This is a genomic window from Blautia sp. AM28-27 (assembly GCF_003480905.1).
Lineage (GTDB): Bacteria > Bacillota > Clostridia > Lachnospirales > Lachnospiraceae > Fusicatenibacter > Fusicatenibacter saccharivorans.
This window is the reverse complement of sequence record NZ_QUJK01000027.1, coordinates 1-21,020: the sequence shown is the minus strand read 5'-3', so window position 1 is coordinate 21,020 and position 21,020 is coordinate 1. Positions and strand designations below refer to the sequence as shown.

Sequence of the window (21,020 nt, the reverse complement as noted above, 5' to 3'; positions counted from 1 at the left end):
GCAAAAACTAAGAAGCAATATGTTAAAAATCATAGTAAAATACAAATACAAGAGACAAATATATTATTACTATTATTTTAGTAGAAGTCATGGAGGCATTTATGAAGGGGTCTGTAAAAAAAGCAATTATTATAATCGGTGTCCTGATAGTACTTGTTATTTGTGTATTATTGAACTTGAGACCGGTGGAAAATTTTCAACAGAAATATGAAGGGGTCGACTTGAGCGCTGATGTAGAAGGCGCCGTCAGAGAAGGTACATATACAAAGTATTTGAATGCCCATGAAGATGCAGCATGTCCTGCCGAAGATATAGAAGTGGATCTGTTTGCTTACATGGAAGGGGAAGGCGTAGAAGTATATGAAAATTATGAGGGGGAAGAGAAAGCTCTTTATACAGATACGGAATCCACGGTTACCTGGAAGGTAAATGTTCCTGAGGCAGGTTTCTACAACCTTTATCTGGAGTATATAACAGTAGAGTCCCGAGGGGTTGCGATCGAACGTTCTGTATACATCAATGGAGAACTTCCGTTTGATGATGCGGGAAACATTATTTTTACAAGAACCTGGACAGACGCCTCAGAACCTAAGGTAGACAATCAGGGAAATGAAATTCGTCCTTCGCAGGTGGAAGTTTACAAATGGCAGAGCACTTTCTGCAAAGATGATATGGGATATATCATAAATCCTTATCAGTTTTATTTTGAAGCCGGAGAGAATACGATCACCATGGAAGGTGTAAACGAACCCATGGTTTTGAAAAAACTCACACTGGCTGCAATCGATGATTCCGTTACATACGAAGAATATCTGGCAAACTGTCCGGGGGAAGGAAATTCAGAAACCAATATTAATTATGTGCAGGTGGTACAGGGAGAGGATTCGACGATACGATCAGAATCATCTCTGTATGCGAAATATGACAAATCGGCGCCGAACACTCAGCCATACAGTGTGACGAATACAATTCTGAATTATGTAGGCGGAGAAACATGGTGCAGTGCAGGCCAGTGGATCGAATGGGAGTTTTCGGTTCCGGAGGACGGTTATTACAATATTACTGTTAAGGGAAGACAGAATTATGCCCGCGGCAGTGTATCTTCCAGAACGGTATATATCGATGGAGAAATCCCATTTGAAGAAATGGAAGAGATTTCCTTCGAATATGAGAATGACTGGAACAATCTGACTCTCGCAGATGCAGATGGAAATCCGTATAAAATTTATCTTACAGAAGGAACACATACCATTCGTCTGGAAGCTACATTGGGCGGTTCCGGTATTCTGCTGGAAGAACTGGAAGATTCTATTTATCGTCTGAATCAGATTTACAGGAAACTTTTGGTATATACCGGAGCAACGCCGGATCAATACCGCGATTACAATATTGATCAGGTATATCCGGAAGTGATGGAAGCTATGGATCTGGAATCCAAACGCCTCTACAAGATTGTAGATGAAATGGTTGCTTATACGGGACAAAAAGCCGATAAGATTGCGACGGCGCAGACTCTTGCGCAGCAGCTGGAGCGATTTGTAGAAAAGCCGAACAAGATTACGGAAGAGTTTACAACATTTAAAGACAATATTACTTCTCTCGGTACTGCGGTTCTGAATATGGGTGAAACGAAACTGGATATCGATTATCTGGTAATTACCAGCACAGATACAGAACCGGAAAAAGACGAAGCGAACTTCTTCTCTAAAATGTGGCATGAGATCAAAGCATTTGCGGCAACTTTCTACGTTGACTATGATGCGGTTGGTGATGTCTATGAGGAGAATGATGAAGAAGTAGTTACGGTTTGGATCCTGAGCGGTCGTGACCAGGGCACTATTTTGAAATCCATGGTGGACGATACCTTTACTCCTGATACGGGAATTAAGGTCAATGTGGAAGTTGTAGCGGCTAATGCTTTGCTGAGTGCAGTTATGGCAGGAAGAGGACCGGATGTGGTTCTTTCCGTCGGAGCTGACCAGCCTGTGAACTATGCGCTTCGTGGAGCAGCTGAAGATCTTACTCAGTTTGAAGATTATCAAGAGGTTTTGAGTAGCTATACAGAAAGTTCATATCAACAGTATTGCCTCGACGGTGCAATTTATGCGATTCCTGAAACGCAGACATTTAATGTGATGTTCTATAGAACCGATGTTTTGGAACAATTGGAACTGGAAGTTCCCCAGACCTGGCAGGATTTGATTGAAATGCTTCCTACCATTCAGGGCAACAATATGTCCATCGGCATTCCATCGGCGGCAGGCAGCAGCGGCAGCGCAAGCGCCAGCACAACGATTGCATCCAACGCAGCAGACCTGTCCTTATATTTCAGTTTGCTATACCAGTACGGCGGAGATTTGTACAACGAAGCAGGAACCAAAGCTGAGATCAACGATGAAGCGGGTGTTGAAGCGTTTGATGTATATACCAGATTCTTTACGGATTATGGAATTCCTACCTATTTTGATTTTGTCAGCCGGTTCCGTTCTGGTGAAATGCCTATCGGTATTGCGAGCTATTCGACGTACAATACCTTGATGGTATCTGCGCCGGAGATTAAAGGCTTATGGGACTTTACATTAATTCCTGGTACTGAAAAAACAGATGAAAATGGTAATACTTACATCGATCGTTCCGACTTTATTACCGGCAGTGGGACAATGATGATTGCTTCTGATGATGAGGATACAAAACAGAGAGCGTGGGAATTCATGAAATGGTGGGCAAGTTCGGACACGCAGGTACGTTTTGGCCGTGAAATTGAAGCGTTGCTCGGATCTTCTGCAAGATATGCAACCGCAAATATAAATGCGTTCAGCCAGCTGGCATGGACTGCAGATGATATTGAAGTATTAACAGAGCAGTGGCGTCAAACGGTAGGAATTCGTGAAATCCCTGGCGGATACTATACGGGACGGCATATAACAAATGCGGTTCGAAAGGTTATTAATGACCAGGAAGATCCGAGAGAGACAATTATTGATTATACCATTACCATTAATGAAGAAATTGCCAAGAAACGTTCAGAGTTTGGTCTGCCGTTGGAATAGGAGGTAAGTAAGAAATGAAAGAATATATCCGCAGATATTTCATGTTGCGCAGGCATAATATGAAGGTTGCGATAAAAAAGGCCAAAATGAGTAAAATGTGTTATGCGTTTCTGGCGCCGTATGCAATAATATTTGCCTTGTTTTACATATTGCCGGTTATAACCTCTATTTTTTACAGTTTTACTTATTACAACATTCTGGAATCTCCCAAGTTTGTCGGGCTGCAGAATTATATCAACTTAATTTTACAGGATGATGTATTTCTGATCGGTGTAAAAAATACGTTTGTCATTGCTGTTATCACAGGACCGTTGGGCTATATCGCCTCTTTCCTGTTTGCATGGCTGATCAACGAATTGCCACGATGGGTTCGAACGATTGCTGTTGTTGTGTTCTATGCTCCTTCCATTGCGGGCAACGCGTACGTTATTTTTTCTATCTTCTTCAGAGGCGACGCATACGGATATGTAAATGCAGCTTTGATGAATATGGGTATTATTAATTCGCCGATCCTCTGGCTGACGGATCCGGATTACATGCTTCCGATTTGTATGCTGGTTATTTTATGGATGAGTTTGGGTACCGGCTTCCTTTCCTTTGTAGCAGGTCTGCAGGGGGTTGACCGTGCTCAGTATGAAGCAGGTTATGTGGACGGTATTCGAAATCGTTGGCAGGAATTATGGTACATCACACTGCCGAATATGAAACCGATGTTGTTATTTGGCGCGGTAATGTCCATTACTCAGTCCTTTGGTGTTTGCGATGTAACCATGGCGCTTTGCGGCTATCCGAGTACAGATTATGCAGCGCGAACAGTTGTCACCCATTTGTTTGACTACGGCTATTCCCGATTTGAAATGGGTTATGCATCTGCAATTGCAACTTTGTTGTTTTTGATTATGATTTTGTGTAATAAGGCAATTCAAAGCATGTTAAGAAGAGTGGGAACCTGATATGAAGAAACAGAAAAAAGAAGCAAATGTGACAAAAAAGAATTTAGTAAAATTAAAAAGAAGACAGCCGAATCGTTCCAGGATTGGAGATTTTATCATCTACTTCTTTTTGATACTGGTAGCATTAATGATGGTATTTCCATTAGTGTTTGCTATTAACAATGCATTGAAGCCGCTGGATGAGTTGTTTATGTTTCCGCCAAAGGTTTTTGCTCAGAATCCTACACTGGATAACTTTTCAGATTTATTTGTAACCATGGGAAAGAGTTGGGTTACATTTCCCAGATATGTGTTCAATACGGTATTTATTACGGTTGTAGGTACAGCGGGACACCTGATCCTGGCATCCATGGCTGCCTTCGTGTTGGCGAAGTATGACTTTCCCGGGGGAAAGACCTTTTTCAAACTCGTTACAGTCGCGTTGATGTTCAGTGGTTATATAACGGCAATTCCCAACTATTTGATCATCAACGAATTGGGATGGATTGATACATACTGGGCAATTATTATTCCGGCGTTTGCGTCTCCCATGGGATTGTTTCTTATGAAACAGTTTATGGAAGGATTACCAATGTCTCTGATCGAGGCGGCCAAGATTGATGGTGCAAATGAGTGGAAGGTATTTATCAGTATCGTAATGCCGAATGTAAAACCGGCGTGGCTGACAATGATTATTTTCTCTGTACAGGGACTTTGGAATAATCAGGCGGCGACTTTCATTTATTCCGAGGAGAAAAAAACCCTGGTCTATGCTTTGCAGCAGATTCAGAGCGGTGGTATTGCAAGAACCGGTCAGGCAGCGGCAGTTACGGTAGTAGTTATGGCAGTACCGATCCTTATTTTCATATTGTCAGAAAGTCAGATCCTGGAGACAATGGCAAGTTCCGGTTTGAAAGATTAAGGAGGTTGGTGCAGGTTATGAAAAAAACAATGAAAAGACTTAGCGCACTGCTGATCGGTATGATGATAGCACTAAGCTCCGCTATGGCAGTTTATGCAGATGAGGGTTATACGTACAACTATGATTACTGGGGAGATATACAGTATTCTCCGGATGCATATGAAGTGTCTGGTGTATATTCAGCCGTAGATTTTGGTCTGGAGACAGGATTGAAAACCCCATCCGGTTTGTTTGTGTATGAAGATATGATTTATATCTGCGATACCGGTAATAACAGAATTCTGGAAATTCAAAGAACCGGCTCCCAGACTCTGGAATTGATTCGTGTGATTGACAGCTTTAAGGGCGGTGAGGGACCGGAAACCTTTTCCTCTCCGCAGGATGTGGCGGTTACAGATGATGGTTACATATTTATTGCTGACACGAATAATAGCCGGATATTGAAGCTGGATATGGATCTGAATTACGTCATGGAATTTACAAAGCCTGTGGATGCTACTTTTGACCAGGATTTAAGTTTCCTGCCTTGCAAGCTTGCGATCGATACTGCGGGCCGTGTATATTGTGTGGCAACCAATGTGAATAAGGGCTTGATCAAATTCGAAGCAGACGGGGAATTTTCCGGTTTTATAGGAGCTACGGAAGTCACCTATGATTGGACGGATTACATCTGGAAGCGCTTTGCTACACAGGCACAGAGAGAACAGATGGAATCTTTTGTACCAACCGAATACGACAACATTTATATGGATTATGAAGGATTTATTTATGCATGTACGACTCATGTTACAAAGTCAACATTGGAGGATGGGACTGCAGATCCAATTCGCCGCCTGAATATGATGGGAAGCGATATTCTGATCCGAAATGGTGAATGGCATATTATTGGTGATATCTATTGGGGGGATGGCGGCGGATATTCCGGTCCTTCTTTGATCACAGATATCACAGCGTTTGATAATGATGTATATGTGGGATTAGATAAAGTAAGAGGCCGTTTATTTGCTTATGACGATCAGGGGCGTATGTTGTTTGCGTTCGGCGGAAACGGTAATATGGACGGGTATTTCAAACTTCCAAGCGCCATTGATCATATGGGATATGATTTACTGGTCTTGGATCAACAGGACAACAGTCTGGCGATATTTACACCTACGGAATTTGGTAAGTATATTTATCAGGCGATCGATCAGTTTCAGGCAGGTGAGTATGCTGAGTCCGGTGACAGCTGGCAGAAAGTTCTGGAGTTGAATGGTAACTATGATCGTGCATACATCGGTATCGGACGTTCTCTGCTTCGCCAGGAAGAATATGAAGAAGCATTGGATTATTTCAGACTGAAATGGGACGATGAAAACTATTCAAAGGCATTTAAGCAGTATCGTAAGGAATGGGTAGAAGAGCATATCGGTGTTATTTTTATCATAGTATTCGCAGTGCTTTGTATCCCGTTATTGGTGGGTAAAATAAAAGCGATCAAGCATGAAATTGATCAGGCAGATATCTTTAGAGATTATAAGCAATAGGATATGAAAAACAGAACGGAGGCAGGCATGTTAGCTTCACTGAAAAAAAAGGAAACGTATGAACATTATTTGGAAACATTGAAGTTTGCCCTATATTGCATTACACATCCGTTGGATGGATTTTGGGATTTGACTCATGAAAAGAGAGGATCCATAGCAGCGGCAAATACCATATTGCTTTTAACATTGCTTGCTAATCTATTTAAGTTGCAGTATACAAGTTTCCTGTTTAATCAGGTATATTGGCCGGAGGAAAATCTGCTGATCCATATAGCGAGTATCGTTTTTCCTCTTGCTCTCTGGTGTGTGGGAAACTGGGCATTGACAACGTTGTTTAATGGTAAGGGACGTCTGAATCAGATATATATGGCAACTTGTTATGCATTAACGCCATATCCGCTCATTCAATTTCCACTGATTATTTTAAGCAATATGGTAACTGTGGATGAAGGTGCGTTCTACACGGTACTGAGCGGATTATCAATTGTATGGGCAGCCTTGCTGATTATATCAGCCATGATGCAGATCCATGAATATTCGGTGAGTAAAACAGTGCTTTTTACCATAGCAACCATCTTTGCAATGCTTGTAATGGTTTTTATTCTGTTGATTTTTTTCAGTATGATTAGCCAGGGCGTGTCATATTTCATATCTTTGATACGTGAGATTCTATTCAGAATGTAGCAGGTTGGAGGAAGAAGAGACATGAAGAAAGAAAAATCAGTTAGAAAGGCAGAATTTCAGGCTGCGCTTTTCAGGCAGTTAAAGAGTCTGATCGTTCCGTTCATTATCCTTGCTATTATCCTGATAGGTGTTTTGGTCATCAGTTTTTCGCAGGGAGAAGCAGAACCGGAAGAGGTTGTCAGAGTAAACGGATATGAAGGGGAGGAAACGGAGATTACTCTGGAAAATGATAAATTGCTGTTTTCCATGAATTCTCTTACTACTCAGTTTTCTGTTACGATGAAAGAGACCGGAGAAACATGGACTTCCAATCCGGAGGGAGCTGCAGAAGACAGTGCGGCCCTTGAGATTGAAAAAAATAAACTGCAGTCCACAGTGCTTTTAACTTATAGCACTCAGAATGGTGTAGATGCCCTTCTTGATAACTATGAATACAGTATTGCAAAAGGTATTTATGAGATTGAAACCGGCGATGGCTATATCAAGGTGAATTATTCTATCGGTGATCTGGAACAGGAATATGTGGTTCCTCTTGTTATGGAAGAGGATCGTATGGAAGAATATTTGAGCAAAATGGGGCAGAGAGAAAGCCTTATGATTGGCGAATATTATAAGAAATTGGACATCAACGATCTTAGCAAGAGTGATAAGGCTGCAAAAGATGAATTGACAGCACGTTATCCATCGATGGAGACTACGGTGATCTATGTCCTGCGTGATAATGTAAAAGCCAGTATTCAAACAAAACTGCAGCAGTATTTTGAAGAAGCTGGGTATACCTATGAAGAGTATGTGGAAGACAAGGAAAAAGACAAGCAGGAAAAAGTCTCAGAAAAATCGGTATTTAATGTAAGTGTGATTTACCGTTTGGACGGAGATGATCTGATCGTGGAGGTCCCATTTGACGATCTGGAATATAAAGAGGATTATCCCATCTATTATTTGAGCGTGCTTCCTTATTTTGGAGCGTCCGGAACAACAGATGAAGGTTTCTTATTTGTGCCCGAAGGCGGTGGCGCACTGATCGAATTTAATAACGGTAAGACCAGCCAAAACAGTTATTATTCAAATGTATATGGCTGGGATATGGGACAGGACAGAGACGCCGTTGTTCATGATACGCGAACCTATTTCAATGTTTTTGGCGAGTCGAAAAATGATTCCTCTTTTATCTGTATGCTTGAAGATGGGGTGCCGTATGCATCCATTCAGGCGGATATCAGTGGAAGAAGCCACAGTTACAATTATGTGAATGCAGTATATTCTGTATTGCACAGGGAACAGTACGATGTTTCAGACAGAAGTACGCAGTCCATGTTCGTATACGAAGATGGAACTGCCGAGGGGGAAGGAATCGTACAGAGATACAGCTTTATTGATTCCGGGGACTATGTAGATATGGCGGAGGACTATCGCAGTTATCTGAAAGATAAGTATGGCGATTACCTTACGGTGAATGACGATACAGAAACTCCGGTAGCTTTAGAAATTATCGGAGCGGTAGATAAAGTCAAACAGGTATTTGGTGTTCCGGTGTCCAGTCCGTTGGAACTGACCACATACAAAGAAGCCCAGGAGATGGTGGAAGAACTTTATGGGGAAGGTTTAAGTAATATGTCTGTGAAGCTGTCCGGCTGGATGAATGGCGGAGTACAGCAGAAAATGCTGGATTCGGTGAATCTGATCTCTGATCTGGGAAGCAAAAAGGATTTGCAGAACATGATCGATTCAGCAGAAGAAAAGGGCATTGCCGTTTATCTCAATGGCATTACAAATTATGCGATGGACAGTGGTATCACGGATGGATTCTTTGTTTATACAGATGCAGCGAAATTTGTAAGCCAAGAGAGCGCGAAATTGAATGTGTATGACACAGTCACTTACGAAAAGGCAGAAGAAGACAGAGATCCGTTCTATCTGTTAAAGGCTGATCTGGTATATGAAATGATGGATAATCTGGCAGATGCCGCAAATGGTTATCACGCAGGTGTTTCTTTTAGTGATATAGGCTATGAATTATCCTCTGATTTTTACCAGAAAGATCCTACCAGCAGACAGATGGCAATGGAAGAGCAGGCAGAAAAGCTGAAGAGCCTTGATGATAATGGAACGGATATAATGATCAATATGGGCAATGATTATGCAGTTGCTTATGCGGATATGGTCACAAATATGGATCTGGAAGGTACCGAATATTCGATCATTGATAAGAAAATTCCATTTTATCAGCTGGCAATTCATGGCTATGTCAATTATACCGGAGAAGCGCTCAATTTGACACAGAATACACAGAACGAGCTTTTGAATTCTGCGGAGTATGGAGCCGGTTTAGCTTTTACTTTTATGAAAGAATCAGCATTTGAGTTACAGAATACGCTATATACAGAGTATTTTGGTGCAGATTATTCCGCATGGCATGATGAAATGCTGGAGATATATACTCGATACAATGAGGAATTGGGTCACACATTTAACCAGAAGATGGTGGGACATGAGTATGTAACGAGTGAACTGACTTGTACGATTTACGAGGACGGCACGAAGGTTTATGTAAATTACAGTTATGATGAGCTGCAGGCAGACGATGGAACTGTGGTTCCTGCAAGAGATTATGTTGTGGTTCGATAAACCGAAACAAGATTTATTGGAAGATTAGAAAGGATTTGACTATGAAGAAACAGAAGAAATTGAGGGGTCTTCAAAGGCGTAAGGCAATATCCGGATACTTGTTTATCATGCCGTTTGTTCTGGGATTTTCAATGTTTATGGTAAAGCCTTTTTTTCAGTCGCTTTACATGAGCTTTTGTAATGTGGAAGTAGATTCGGGTGGTTTTAAAAATATTTTTGCAGGATTATCAAATTATATCAGAGCGTTTACTGTGGATCCGGAATTTAATCAGATGCTGGTAGAAGAAATTGGAAGCATGTGTATCAATGCACTGGCTGTTATGGTATTTAGTTTCTTTGTGGCAATGATCTTAAATGAGAAATTCAAGGGACGTGCTTTTGTAAGAGCAATCTTCTTCCTGCCTGTGATCCTTTCTTCCGGCGTTATACTCGGGGTGGAATCCAATAATGCATTATTGTCCAGTGTGCAGGATATGATCCAGGAAAATGGCTCCAGCAACAGTATTACGGTAGCCATTCAGGATATACTGATGACTTCCGGTATGGGTTCCAAAATCTTTGAGGTTGTCTTCGATATTGTGGATGGTATCTATGATGTAGCTATTGCTTCGGGTATTCAGATTATTATTTTCCTGTCAGGATTGCAGACAATTTCAGAAAGTATGTATGAAGCGGCTGCAATTGAAGGATGTACGAAATGGGAAAGTCTGTGGAAGATCACGTTCCCAATGATCAGTTCTCTGTTTTTGGTAAATTGGATTTATACCATCATAGATTTCTGTATGAGGTCAGATAATGCGGTAATGGAAAAGATAAGTGATGAAATGATCGTTCAGATCAACTATGGATATTCATCGGCCCTGGCGTGGGTGTATTTCCTGATCGTTATGGTCATCATAGGCATAAGCTCACTCATTATCTCAAAGGGGGTTTACTACTATGAGTAAGAAGACAAAAACAGCATATCAAACAATAGGTTTCTGGGAAAGAAATCGAAGATCTCAGGGGTATTTATTAAAAAAGACTGTGCGAAATATTGTCTATAAAATTGCAAGAGCAGCTTTGTTATTCGGTATGTGTTTTATGATCTTACAGCCTATACTGAATAAAATTTCTATCAGTTTTATGGCAGAGGAAGATTTGTATAATCCTATGATCATTGCGATACCGGAACATTTTACGAAAGCAAATTATGAACTGGCTGCACAGTTTATGTCCTATGGGACTTCGATCATAAACACGATTGTGGTCTCGCTGACAATAGCTGTTCTGCAGATCGCAGTATGTACACTGGTAGGTTATGGTTTTGCCAGATTTGATTTTCCGCTGAAGAAGTTCTGGTTCTTATGTGTTATGCTGGTCATTGTCGTACCGCCTCAGACTATTTCAACATCCTTATATCTGCATTTCAGATATTTTGATCTGTTTGGAATTATAGAGGCCGTGACAGGATCGAGTTTGAATTTGAGAGATTCGGTGTTGCCATATTATCTGATGAGTGCAGGGTGTATGGGATTGAAAAACGGGTTGTACATATTTATGATTCGCCAGTACTTCCGCAATATTCCTAAGGAATTGGAAGAGGCGGCATACGTGGACGGATGCGGCACCTTGAAGACATTCGTAAGAATTATGCTTCCGGATGCCAAACCGATTTTAACATCCTGTTTCCTGTTTGCGTTCGTATGGCAGTGGACAGATAAATTTTATTCCAAGATGTTCCTGGGCAATATAAAACTTCTTTCAACGCAGTTAGCGATGATCGCGGACCGGCTGGATTTTTATATTGTAAATACCTTGGGAAATCCGGCAGGAGCATCTATCGGATATACAAACTGTATTACATCTACAGGTACTTTGATGGTAATTGTACCGTTGCTGATTTTATATCTCTTTGCACAGAAAGGTTTTGTGGAAAGCTTAAGCACTTCGGGTATTAAGATGTAAAACGCAAAGAACTATTTTGTATATTATTCCTGAAAGGAACTTGCTGTCCCAGAAAGTGCAGGTGAATGAAAAAGGAATCATATAAAGAAAAAAGGAGGAAAAAAATGAAAAGCAGATTTGTAAAGAAATTAATCGCAGCATCGCTTGTAACTGCAATGTCAGTATCTATGGTTGCCTGCGGAGAGAACACCGATGATGCTCCTCAGAGCAGTACATCTTCGGAAGAGTCAGATGATTCTGAAAAGTATACGGTCATTACTGATGATGAAGGAAATCCTATTGATTTGGGAGGAATTGAAGTTGTCATCCGTGACTGGTGGACTCCAAGCGAAGAAGAAGAACCGAACAACGCTTATGAAGAGGCACGTCAAGAATATCGCGACTGGATTCAGGAAACGTATAACTTTACGATCAAAGAAATGGCTATTTCCGACTGGGGTTCAACTCCTGAAGATTTCTTAAATTATGCGACCAGCGGTGGAGATGAATATTATGTATTTGCGCTTCGCCCGGGCAGCGAATTAGTAGCTGCACTGAACAGCGGTTTAATGTATGACTTGTCTACGCTGGACTGTCTGGATTTCTCTGAAGAGAAATGGCAGGCAAACGGTGTTCATGAAGTGATGTCTAAGGGTGATGCGATTTATGGTATGAGAGGTATTGCTCCAGAACCGAAAGGCGGCATATACTTTAATAAGAGATTATTGGAGGAAGCCGGAATTACAGCAGATTCCATCTACGAATTACAGGAAAATGGAGAATGGACCTGGGATAAATTCGAAGAACTCTGTTCACAGGTTCAGGCGGATACCGATAACGATGGTGTGATTGACCGTTATGCAATGGTTAATTTTCGTTCCACCTTCTATAATGAAGCTGTTGCATCCAATTATGGCGATTACATCGCTATGGATGAAAATGGAAAATATTACAATGATCTGGAATCCAATGAGACGCTAGATGCATTAAACTGGGCTCTTAGAATGCTGGACACCTATGACTATCCGCAGCCTGAGGGAAGCGAATGGGATTACTGGGTAGAAGCATTCCAGAATGGCAAAGGCGCCTTTATCGCCGGTGAAGCTTATCAGGCAAGCGGTGACTGGGCGAACATGGAAGACGATTTCGGTTTTGTGTGCTTCCCGAAAGGACCTGCAGCAGATGACTATACCAACATCCGCAGCGACAACGTGTATGTAATCCCGGCTTGCTATGATGCCGAGAAAGCATGGAAGATTGCATTTGCTTATGATCTTTATACAGATCCGGTTCCTGGATATGAAGATTATAACGATGCGTTGTCAGGATATTATGATTCTTTCAGAGATACAGAGTCTGTTGACTTGACGATCACAAGATTGATGGAAAACGGAAGAGTCACCTACAATAATATGATCCCGAATCTGGATCTTGGTGCAGATTTACTCTGGGGTATCAGCAAAGATAATACTCCGGCACAGGCGGCTGAGGCAATCAGAAATACCTGGGCGTCTTATCTGGAAGAAGCAAATAAATAAATTGAAAGGGGGTGTTTCTGGGAGCCCCTTTTCTTGAAGTTAAGGAGAAATTTTCATGACAGTAATTGCAAAAAACCCTATTATGCCAGGATTTTATCCGGATCCTTCCATTTGTGCAGTGGGAGAAGATTATTATTTGATCAATTCAACGTTTGCTTATTTTCCCGGGCTTTCTCTCATGCACAGCAAAGACCTTGTACATTGGGAACAGATTGGCAATGTGATGGACAGAAAATCTCAATTGCCTTTGAAAGAGGCAGGGCACTCCGCAGGATTGTTTGCGCCCACGATCCGGTATCATGAAGGCGTTTTTTATGTAATCTGTACGAATGTGTCTTATGGCGGCAATTATATCGTAACAGCATCAAATCCGGAAGGACCATGGTCTGAGCCATATTATATTGAGGGAGCAGACGGCATCGATCCAAGTCTGTTCTTTGATGAGGATGGAAAATGTTATTATATTGGTACTCATCCCAATCCGGAAGGCTGTAAATATGATGGTGACTGGTATATATGGATCCAGGAACTTGATGTAAAAACCATGAAACTGGTGGGTGAACACAAAAATGTGTGGAATGGCGCCATGAAAAATATCGTATGGCCGGAAGGTCCTCATCTGTATAAAAAAGGCGAGTATTACTATATCATGCACGCAGAAGGCGGTACAGGACCTGATCATGCGGTAACGGTTTGCAGAAGCAAAAATATCTGGGGACCTTATGAAAATAATTTCTGCAATCCTATTTTGACACATAGACATCTTGGGCGTGACTATCCTGTTAAATATGTAGGACATGCAGATCTGATTGAAACACCTGCAGGTGAGTGGTATATGACTATGCTGGCAGTAAGACCCAAGGAAGGGTATACCACGATGGGACGGGAAACATTCCTTGCGAAAGTGGTTTGGGAGAATGACTGGCCCGTTGTAAATCCAGGTGCAGGAATGTTGACAGATACCGTAGAGATCGAACTGCCGGAGTGGAGACCGGAAACGGATGTAAATTCCTACACATACAGAACAGGTGCTAAGACCTGTGTACCGGGAAGCAGCAGGGAATATGATTTTACCAATATGAAAGTTCTTGGAGATGAATTTTTGTTCCTTAGAAATCCGGAAGAAAATATGTATCAATTAACAGAAAAAGGTCTGAATCTGCATTTCAGTCCTGTTACACTGAAAGAGAAAGCGAGCCCGTCTTACATTGCCATCAGACAGCAACATCACAGGTGTAAAGTAGAAGCATGCTTGAAAACAGATGGTCTTACTTCGGCAAGAAGAGCCGGGATTGCAGTCGTACAGAGTGATGAATATCAGTTACGCGTTGAAGTAGGTGACAGCAAAGCGGACGTAATTCTGTGCGAAAAAGGAATGGATCAATGTGTTGGCTCCGCGGTTGTGGAAGACAAAGAAGTGGTGCTTTCTATTGCCATAGATGAGTTGAAAGCGACTGTGGGAATGAAAGACAGTAAGAGGGAGATTATTCTGGCAGAAGATGTGGATATTCGCGCATTATCAACAGAAGTAGCAGGCGGGTTTGTAGGATGTACAGCAGGTATCTATGCAGTGGCTGAAGGAGAAGAGGCAGATGGATATGCCATGTTTAAGAGCCTTTCTTATGAGGAAAGAGAAGGCAAGTGAATGTGGCAGTTATTTTGTGGTCGATGTACTCTGAGTCTTATATCGTAACAGACATCCGGGATATTTTTCTTTTTGGTGATCTGTTTTTTAAAAAGGAGAAACAATTGTGAGTGATTTTTTTAATTGGGATAATAAATTCATGACTGCAATGTCAAAGGCCAGCGATGCAATCCTTTTAGGTATTCTTTGGATTGCATGCTGTCTCCCGATCGTTACAGTTGGAGCATCGTCCGCTGCGTTTTACTATGCATATCACAAGGCAGTTCGGCAGAGAAGGGGATATGCCTGGAAAGAGTTTTTCAGCGCCTTTAAATCAAACTTTAAATCTGCTATCATCATTTGGCTTATTATTTTGGGCCTGTATCTTGTGACCGGAATGGATTGTTATATTTTGTATACGTCATTGGAAACCATGGATCACGCATTGTTTTTGCTGCTGATGATCATGATCGTGATTGCCTTAATAACGATATGGGGAATCTACGTGTTTCCGTATCTGGCGCGTTTCGAAAATACTACGAAAGTGATCATAAAAAACAGTATAGCGGTTATGGTCATGAATAAATCATGGTCATTATTGCTTCTCGTGATTTTTGTGGCAGCGGCAGCGCTGTTTCTTCTGGTTCCGCCGGCTGCAATTTTTGTGCCAGCCTTTTACATGTGGGTGGATAACAAAATTTTAGAACGGATTTTCCGGAAATACATGAGAAAAGAAGATTTAGAAAAACAGATAGAATTGGACAGAGCAAAATCTGGTATGATTTAAGCGATAACTTTGATTTTGCAAATTCTATCGTTTCATTTAATTACTGTCAGGAAGGAGCAGATATGCGAAAAAAAAGGACCAGCAATGCGTTAAAAGGGATTGCGAGTTGTATGATCTGTGCATGGTCTTTATGTGCCTGCGGAAATGTTGCCGAGGATTCATCGGACCGTAAAGTAATGGAAGAGAGCAAAGCAGCAGAATATGAAGCTTTGTTTGATGAAATTGAGGCGATTACGCCGTACAAATCATTGAGCAATACCAATCCGATCATGACTCAGAGATTTGGTGCAGATCCATACGCTATGGTTTATAAGGATCGGGTTTATTTCTATATGACCGGAGATACTTTTGAATATGATGCAGATGGAAGTGTAACGGAGAATACTTATGGAAAGATCAATACCATCAGCGTAGTTTCAACAACGGATATGGTGAACTTTGAAGATCATGGTACAGTATATGCAGCGGGTTCCAAAGGAGCTGCTAAATGGGCAGCTAATTCTTGGGCTCCGGCAGCGGCATGGAAAGAAATCGATGGAGAAGTAAAATTTTTCCTGTATTTTGCAAATTCCGGCGGAGGGATTGGCGTATTGACTTCGGATAGTCCGACAGGACCCTTTGAGGATCCGTTAGGAGAAGCGTTGATCAACAATCATACACCGAATTGTGCAGATGTCATATGGATTTTTGATCCTGCAGTTCTGGTGGATGATGACGGAAGAGCATATCTTTATTTTGGCGGAGGTGTTCCTGAGGGGCAGGCTGCCAATCCTGGGACAGCCAGAGTGGTGGAACTGGGAGAAGATATGATCAGCATTGCAGGTGAGCCGGTAATCATAGATGCGCCTTATGTATTTGAGGATTCCGGTATACATAAATACAATAATAAGTATTATTACACCTATTGCTCCAACTGGGATGTGGATCAGGCGGGAACAGATCAATACGGGTTCGAAAGCGGAGAAATTGTGTGCATGGAAAGCGAAAGTCCATTGGGACCGTTCACCATAAAAGAAACCATTTTAGAGAATCCGGGGAAATATTTCGGATTAGGCGGAAACAATCATCATTGTGTGTTTTCTTTTAAGGATCATTGGTATATTACCTATCACACCAGAGTATTGGAAGGAAATATGGGGATTGAAAAGGGGTATCGCTGTACTCATATTGATTCTTTTACCATGCAGAAGGATGGCAGTATTGGTCTGATAGATCAGACCCTTCAGGGCAGAGAACAGTTATCTTATGTGGATGCCTATCAGCGTCATAGTGCAACGGAAGTGGCAGTGATGAGCGGTATGAGTACAGTAGCAGGAGATGCAGTTACTGATTTCTATGGTTCGGGAACCATGGCGCTCGGAAAAATCCAAACAGGTTCTTTTGTTAAGGTACAGGGTGTGGATTTCGGGGAAGGAGCACCTTCCAAATGGATCGCAGAGATTAAGAATGCAAATGGAGAAGTTGGAGTGATACAGCTTCGTGCAGATGGATTAAATGGAGATATACTGGGCTATCTGACCATCGATGCCAATACCGGTACAAATTATGCAGAATTTGAGACAAATTTGAATACCGGTATTACAGGTGTACATGATGTGTATATGATTTTCTATGGAGAGGAATATGAGGTGTTATCCTGGCAGTTTGAAAAATAAATAGGGATTAATTGTAAGGAGAGGGAAAGTTATGGCGTATTTACTAAGTTATACTCGTTTACCTGTCGACAGTGTAATTTATGATCCGAGACTGGCATACAGTATGCACCTGGCGATCAGTGAGGACGGTGAAAATTACCAGGCGCTGAATCACAATTCCGGTGTACTGTTTGTGAAGGCAACCGAGAATGAAGATGGTTCTTTGACACCATGGAGTTTGAAAAATCCTGTGATCCTGGAATTGAAAGATGGAGGTTTTGGAGTAGTAGCCGAAAGAATCGGCGCCGATGGAGAAGAGGATACGGAAAGCGCAGGAAAGTTTCTTTATTTTACCACAAAAGACTTTTTGGATTATACAGAAGTAGGATTTCTGTCGAAAGAAGAAGCGGAAGAAAAGAAAAGAGAAGGCAATGCAGACCGTATGAAAGTACCTGCAGCAGAAAAATTGGAAATTCAAGGGGTTGTTCCGCAGAATGTCCTTGAGATTTCAGAAAGCGTGGCGGACAGACTGCGTAAAAAACTTCTGACGCCGGTAAACTGTGGTATGGAGTTCCCTGAGCAGGTAGAGGCATCCAGTGCAGAAGAACTGGAAAAATATCGGGCCATGGCTTTCTATACAGATGGTACAAAGGTAGCGAAAAGAGTGGATTGGGACTTGAGTACCGTGGATTTTGCAGTGCCGGGAACGTATAAGATAAAGGGAAACGTGCATCAGGAACATTTTGAATTTCCGATTGCGTTTTATCGTGCCGATCCTTGTGTGGCGAAGTGGAAGAATAAATATTATTTTATTGCAACGAATGATGCGGACGATAATCATACGCTTTATATCAGAGAAGCGGATACGATTCCGGAGCTGGTAAATGCAGAAGAAAAACTGATTTTGGATTCCACGACTTACCCTCATGTTGGAAATCTGCTCTGGGCACCGGAGTTTCATGAGATAAATGGTAAGCTTTATATTTTCCATGCAGCTACTCCGGATGAATTTTTCAAAGAAGAAAGCCATGTAATGGAATTGCGTGAAGGCGGAAATCCTTCCTGTAAGGAAGATTGGTCTGAGCCGAAGAGAGTCGTATGTCCGGACGGCAGTGATCTTTGTGAAGCGGGTAAAGAAATTACGTTGGATATGACTTGTTTTGAATGGGAAGGAGATTATTATGTAATCTGGTCCCAGAGACAATTTCTGCCGAAAGATTTAGGGGCGTGGCTCTATATTGCAAAGCTGAATCCACAGGAACCCTGGAAATTATTGACAGACCCGGTGGTGTTATTGAAGCCGGATTACGGATGGTCCAACAATCATACCTTTGTAGTGGAAGGACCTTTTGCGCTTCCGCGGGAGAATAAACTGTATGTGACCTTCTCAGGAGCGGCAATCGATACTTCTTATGTAGTAGGATTATTAAGTATCGAAAAAGGAAAGGATTTGTTACAGCCTGAAAACTGGAAGCAGGGAAATTATCCGATCCTGACTGCAAGAAGTGTAGAAAGCGAGTATGGTACCGGACATAATGCTTATGTGACCGACGAGGATGGCACCGTTTGGAATACCTATCATGCACGCCCGGGAGTGGAAGGAGTAAGAAGCAGCGGCATCCGCAGAGTGCATTTTGATATCGACGGAGCGCCGATGCTGGATGTGACGGAAGAATTGGATCTGTCAGAAGCGTTTGCACAGGTAGAGACGTGTGTCGTCGTGCGGTAAGCCCTGAAACAGATGAGACGCGCTGGATGTGTCGTGGTTACGTAAACGGGAGGTGTGTAATGAAAGAAATCGCAGGGAAAAAAGTAATACTGACAGAGGGTGAGTTTCTCCGTCGTGAAGAAGCAAACAAACGTTATTTGATGAAGCTTGAGACTCCTTATTTATTACGCAGCTATTTACATGAGGCAGGCAGATATTCCGGGAGAGGACCTGATGCAGAAGCCTTTGGAGGCTGGGAAGATCTCAGCTGCCAGCTAAGAGGACATTTCCTGGGACATTGGTTGTCGGCAGCGGCGCTGCATTATCAGGAAACGGAAGATGTAGAGTTAAAAGCAAAAACAGAAGTCATTCTGAAAGAACTGGAGCTTTGCCAAAAAGATAACGGCGGAGAATGGGTATGCCCGATTCCGGAAAAATATTTGTACTGGATAGGAAAGGGAAGGAACATCTGGGCGCCGCAATACAATATTCATAAGCTTTTTATGGGGCTGATCGATGTATATCGAATGATGGAACAGCCAAAGGCGCTTTCCATAGCAGATAAACTGGCGGATTGGTTTTATCGATGGAGCGGCAGATATACCAGGGAAGAGTTTGACGATATTCTGGATATGGAAACCGGCGGTATGCTTGAGGTTTGGGCAGACTTATATGAAATTACGGGTCAGGAAAAATATAAGATTCTGATGCAGCGGTATTATAGGAGCAGATTGTTTGAACCACTATTGGAGGGAAAAGATGTATTGACAAATATGCATGCCAATACTACGATTCCGGAAGTCCTTGGCTGTGCCAAAGCGTATGAGGTCACAGGAGAAGAAAAATGGCTGCATATTGTTGAACAATATTGGAAGTGTGCGGTTATAGACAGGGGATGTTTTGCTACAGGTGGCCAGACGCAGGGAGAAATCTGGACACCTATGAAAAAACTGAAAGCAAGACTTGGTGATAAAAATCAGGAACATTGTACCGTTTATAACATGATACGTTTGGCAGAATTTTTGTTTCGGCAGACGAAGGATCCTGCCTATATGCATTACATTGAATACAATGTTCAGAATGGTATTATGGCTCAAACGTATTGCCCGGAAGGCGGTCTGTTAACTTATTTTTTGCCGATGAAAGCTGCAAGCAGGAAGGAATGGGCCGGAGAAAGAGACAGTTTCTTCTGTTGTCATGGAACTATGGTACAGGCGAATGCTGCATGGAACCATCGTTTGTATTATCAGGAAGATGATCACTTGTATGTGACTATGTATGCCGATTCGCAAGTGTCTTTTGAAATGCAGGGCCGGAAGATTTGCCTTACACAGAATCAGGATTATATGAACGGAAGTCTGATGACCTGTTCGGAAAACAATGCCAAACAGACCATAAATGAAACAGTCAGTGCTTATGCGAATAAACCTGATTTCAGAAAATATGTTTTTACAATACATACACAGGAAGACACCCCATTTCATTTGATGCTTCGCATACCAGACTGGATCAGGGAAGACGCAATGGTTTACATAAACGATGATCTGTATGTAAAGACCAATAATACCGCGAAATTTGTCGCGATAAACAGGGTTTGGAGGAACGATGACAAAGTGACCGTACTGCTTCCGATCGGATTAAAATTTATCCCTCTGCCGGATGATGCGTCCATGGGAGCCTATCGGTATGGAGCCGATGTACTGGCAGGTATTACAGAGAAAGAACGTATCTTAAAGTTGGAGACGGAGAAACCGGAAGATGAGCTTTCTGCTGATACCGAACGGCAGTGGGGAGAGTTCCGTACCTTTTACCGGACAGAAAATCAGGATCCGGGTATTAGTTTCAAAAAGCTGAATGAGATTGGTAACGAACCATATCAGATCTATTTTAAAGTGAAATAAAGCATATGAGGTCCAAATACTCCAAGGAATGTCTGGACCTTATTTTTAACTTCTTATTTTTTACCTTCTCTGCAGGGCAAAGGTTTTTATTGTGCAATTAATATTTCTAACTATAAATGAGCAAATATCGAATTTTGCACAAACTTATCCCACAAACTTA

14 protein-coding genes are annotated in these 21,020 nt (G+C 42.0%); all 14 read left to right on the top strand.

Going from position 1 to position 21,020, the window contains the following annotated elements; translation table 11 throughout:
* Positions 1–221: 221 nt before the first annotated feature.
* Positions 222–3,050, top strand: coding sequence for an extracellular solute-binding protein (locus DW743_RS17315; RefSeq protein WP_226906430.1), 2,829 nt, complete (start codon positions 222–224; stop codon positions 3,048–3,050).
* Between the two features lie 14 nt (positions 3,051–3,064).
* Entirely contained in the window at positions 3,065–4,003 is a 939-nt protein-coding gene (locus DW743_RS17310; RefSeq protein WP_117762237.1) for a carbohydrate ABC transporter permease, read from the top strand.
* Between the two features lies 1 nt (position 4,004).
* The gene (locus DW743_RS17305; protein ID WP_117762236.1) at positions 4,005–4,904 is read left to right on the top strand and encodes a carbohydrate ABC transporter permease; all 900 of its coding nucleotides are present in this window, start codon (positions 4,005–4,007) and stop codon (positions 4,902–4,904) included.
* 17 nt (positions 4,905–4,921) lie between these two features.
* Complete coding sequence (locus DW743_RS17300; RefSeq protein WP_117762235.1) at positions 4,922–6,430, top strand: hypothetical protein; 1,509 nt, start codon at positions 4,922–4,924, stop codon at positions 6,428–6,430.
* 27 nt (positions 6,431–6,457) lie between these two features.
* The gene (locus DW743_RS17295; protein WP_117762234.1) at positions 6,458–7,114 is read left to right on the top strand and encodes a YIP1 family protein; all 657 of its coding nucleotides are present in this window, start codon (positions 6,458–6,460) and stop codon (positions 7,112–7,114) included.
* A 21-nt stretch (positions 7,115–7,135) separates the two neighbouring features.
* Positions 7,136–9,742, top strand: a complete 2,607-nt coding sequence (locus DW743_RS17290; protein WP_117762233.1) for a DUF5696 domain-containing protein — start codon at positions 7,136–7,138, stop codon at positions 9,740–9,742.
* A 182-nt stretch (positions 9,743–9,924) separates the two neighbouring features.
* Positions 9,925–10,689, top strand: coding sequence for a carbohydrate ABC transporter permease (locus DW743_RS17285; RefSeq protein ID WP_226906429.1), 765 nt, complete (start codon positions 9,925–9,927; stop codon positions 10,687–10,689).
* Between the two features lie 205 nt (positions 10,690–10,894).
* Positions 10,895–11,689, top strand: a complete 795-nt coding sequence (locus tag DW743_RS17280) for a carbohydrate ABC transporter permease (RefSeq protein WP_226906428.1) — start codon at positions 10,895–10,897, stop codon at positions 11,687–11,689.
* A 104-nt stretch (positions 11,690–11,793) separates the two neighbouring features.
* The gene (locus DW743_RS17275) at positions 11,794–13,206 is read left to right on the top strand and encodes an ABC transporter substrate-binding protein (RefSeq protein ID WP_117762230.1); all 1,413 of its coding nucleotides are present in this window, start codon (positions 11,794–11,796) and stop codon (positions 13,204–13,206) included.
* Between the two features lie 55 nt (positions 13,207–13,261).
* Positions 13,262–14,851 carry a glycoside hydrolase family 43 protein gene (locus DW743_RS17270; protein ID WP_117762229.1) on the top strand — a complete coding sequence of 530 codons (1,590 nt, stop codon included), beginning with the start codon at positions 13,262–13,264 and terminating at the stop codon, positions 14,849–14,851.
* Positions 14,852–14,957: 106 nt separating this feature from the next.
* A complete protein-coding gene (locus DW743_RS17265) occupies positions 14,958–15,617 on the top strand; it encodes a YesL family protein (RefSeq protein WP_117762228.1) in 660 nt (219 codons plus the stop codon).
* A 62-nt stretch (positions 15,618–15,679) separates the two neighbouring features.
* The gene (locus DW743_RS17260) at positions 15,680–17,272 is read left to right on the top strand and encodes a glycoside hydrolase family 43 protein (protein WP_238046196.1); all 1,593 of its coding nucleotides are present in this window, start codon (positions 15,680–15,682) and stop codon (positions 17,270–17,272) included.
* 31 nt (positions 17,273–17,303) lie between these two features.
* Complete coding sequence (locus tag DW743_RS17255; RefSeq protein WP_117762227.1) at positions 17,304–18,980, top strand: family 43 glycosylhydrolase; 1,677 nt, start codon at positions 17,304–17,306, stop codon at positions 18,978–18,980.
* A gap of 59 nt (positions 18,981–19,039) precedes the next feature.
* Entirely contained in the window at positions 19,040–20,860 is a 1,821-nt protein-coding gene (locus DW743_RS17250) for a beta-L-arabinofuranosidase domain-containing protein (RefSeq protein WP_117762226.1), read from the top strand.
* Positions 20,861–21,020: the final 160 nt, after the last annotated feature.

Coding starts and splice junctions, on each gene's coding strand:
- DW743_RS17260 (WP_238046196.1), top strand. CDS start 15,680: ATGCGAAAAAAAAGGACCAGCAATGCGTTAAAAGGGATTGCGAGTTGT.
- DW743_RS17270 (WP_117762229.1), top strand. CDS start 13,262: ATGACAGTAATTGCAAAAAACCCTATTATGCCAGGATTTTATCCGGAT.
- DW743_RS17300 (WP_117762235.1), top strand. CDS start 4,922: ATGAAAAAAACAATGAAAAGACTTAGCGCACTGCTGATCGGTATGATG.
- DW743_RS17310 (WP_117762237.1), top strand. CDS start 3,065: ATGAAAGAATATATCCGCAGATATTTCATGTTGCGCAGGCATAATATG.
- DW743_RS17250 (WP_117762226.1), top strand. CDS start 19,040: ATGAAAGAAATCGCAGGGAAAAAAGTAATACTGACAGAGGGTGAGTTT.
- DW743_RS17275 (WP_117762230.1), top strand. CDS start 11,794: ATGAAAAGCAGATTTGTAAAGAAATTAATCGCAGCATCGCTTGTAACT.
- DW743_RS17255 (WP_117762227.1), top strand. CDS start 17,304: ATGGCGTATTTACTAAGTTATACTCGTTTACCTGTCGACAGTGTAATT.
- DW743_RS17280 (WP_226906428.1), top strand. CDS start 10,895: ATGATCATTGCGATACCGGAACATTTTACGAAAGCAAATTATGAACTG.
- DW743_RS17305 (WP_117762236.1), top strand. CDS start 4,005: ATGAAGAAACAGAAAAAAGAAGCAAATGTGACAAAAAAGAATTTAGTA.
- DW743_RS17295 (WP_117762234.1), top strand. CDS start 6,458: ATGTTAGCTTCACTGAAAAAAAAGGAAACGTATGAACATTATTTGGAA.
- DW743_RS17290 (WP_117762233.1), top strand. CDS start 7,136: ATGAAGAAAGAAAAATCAGTTAGAAAGGCAGAATTTCAGGCTGCGCTT.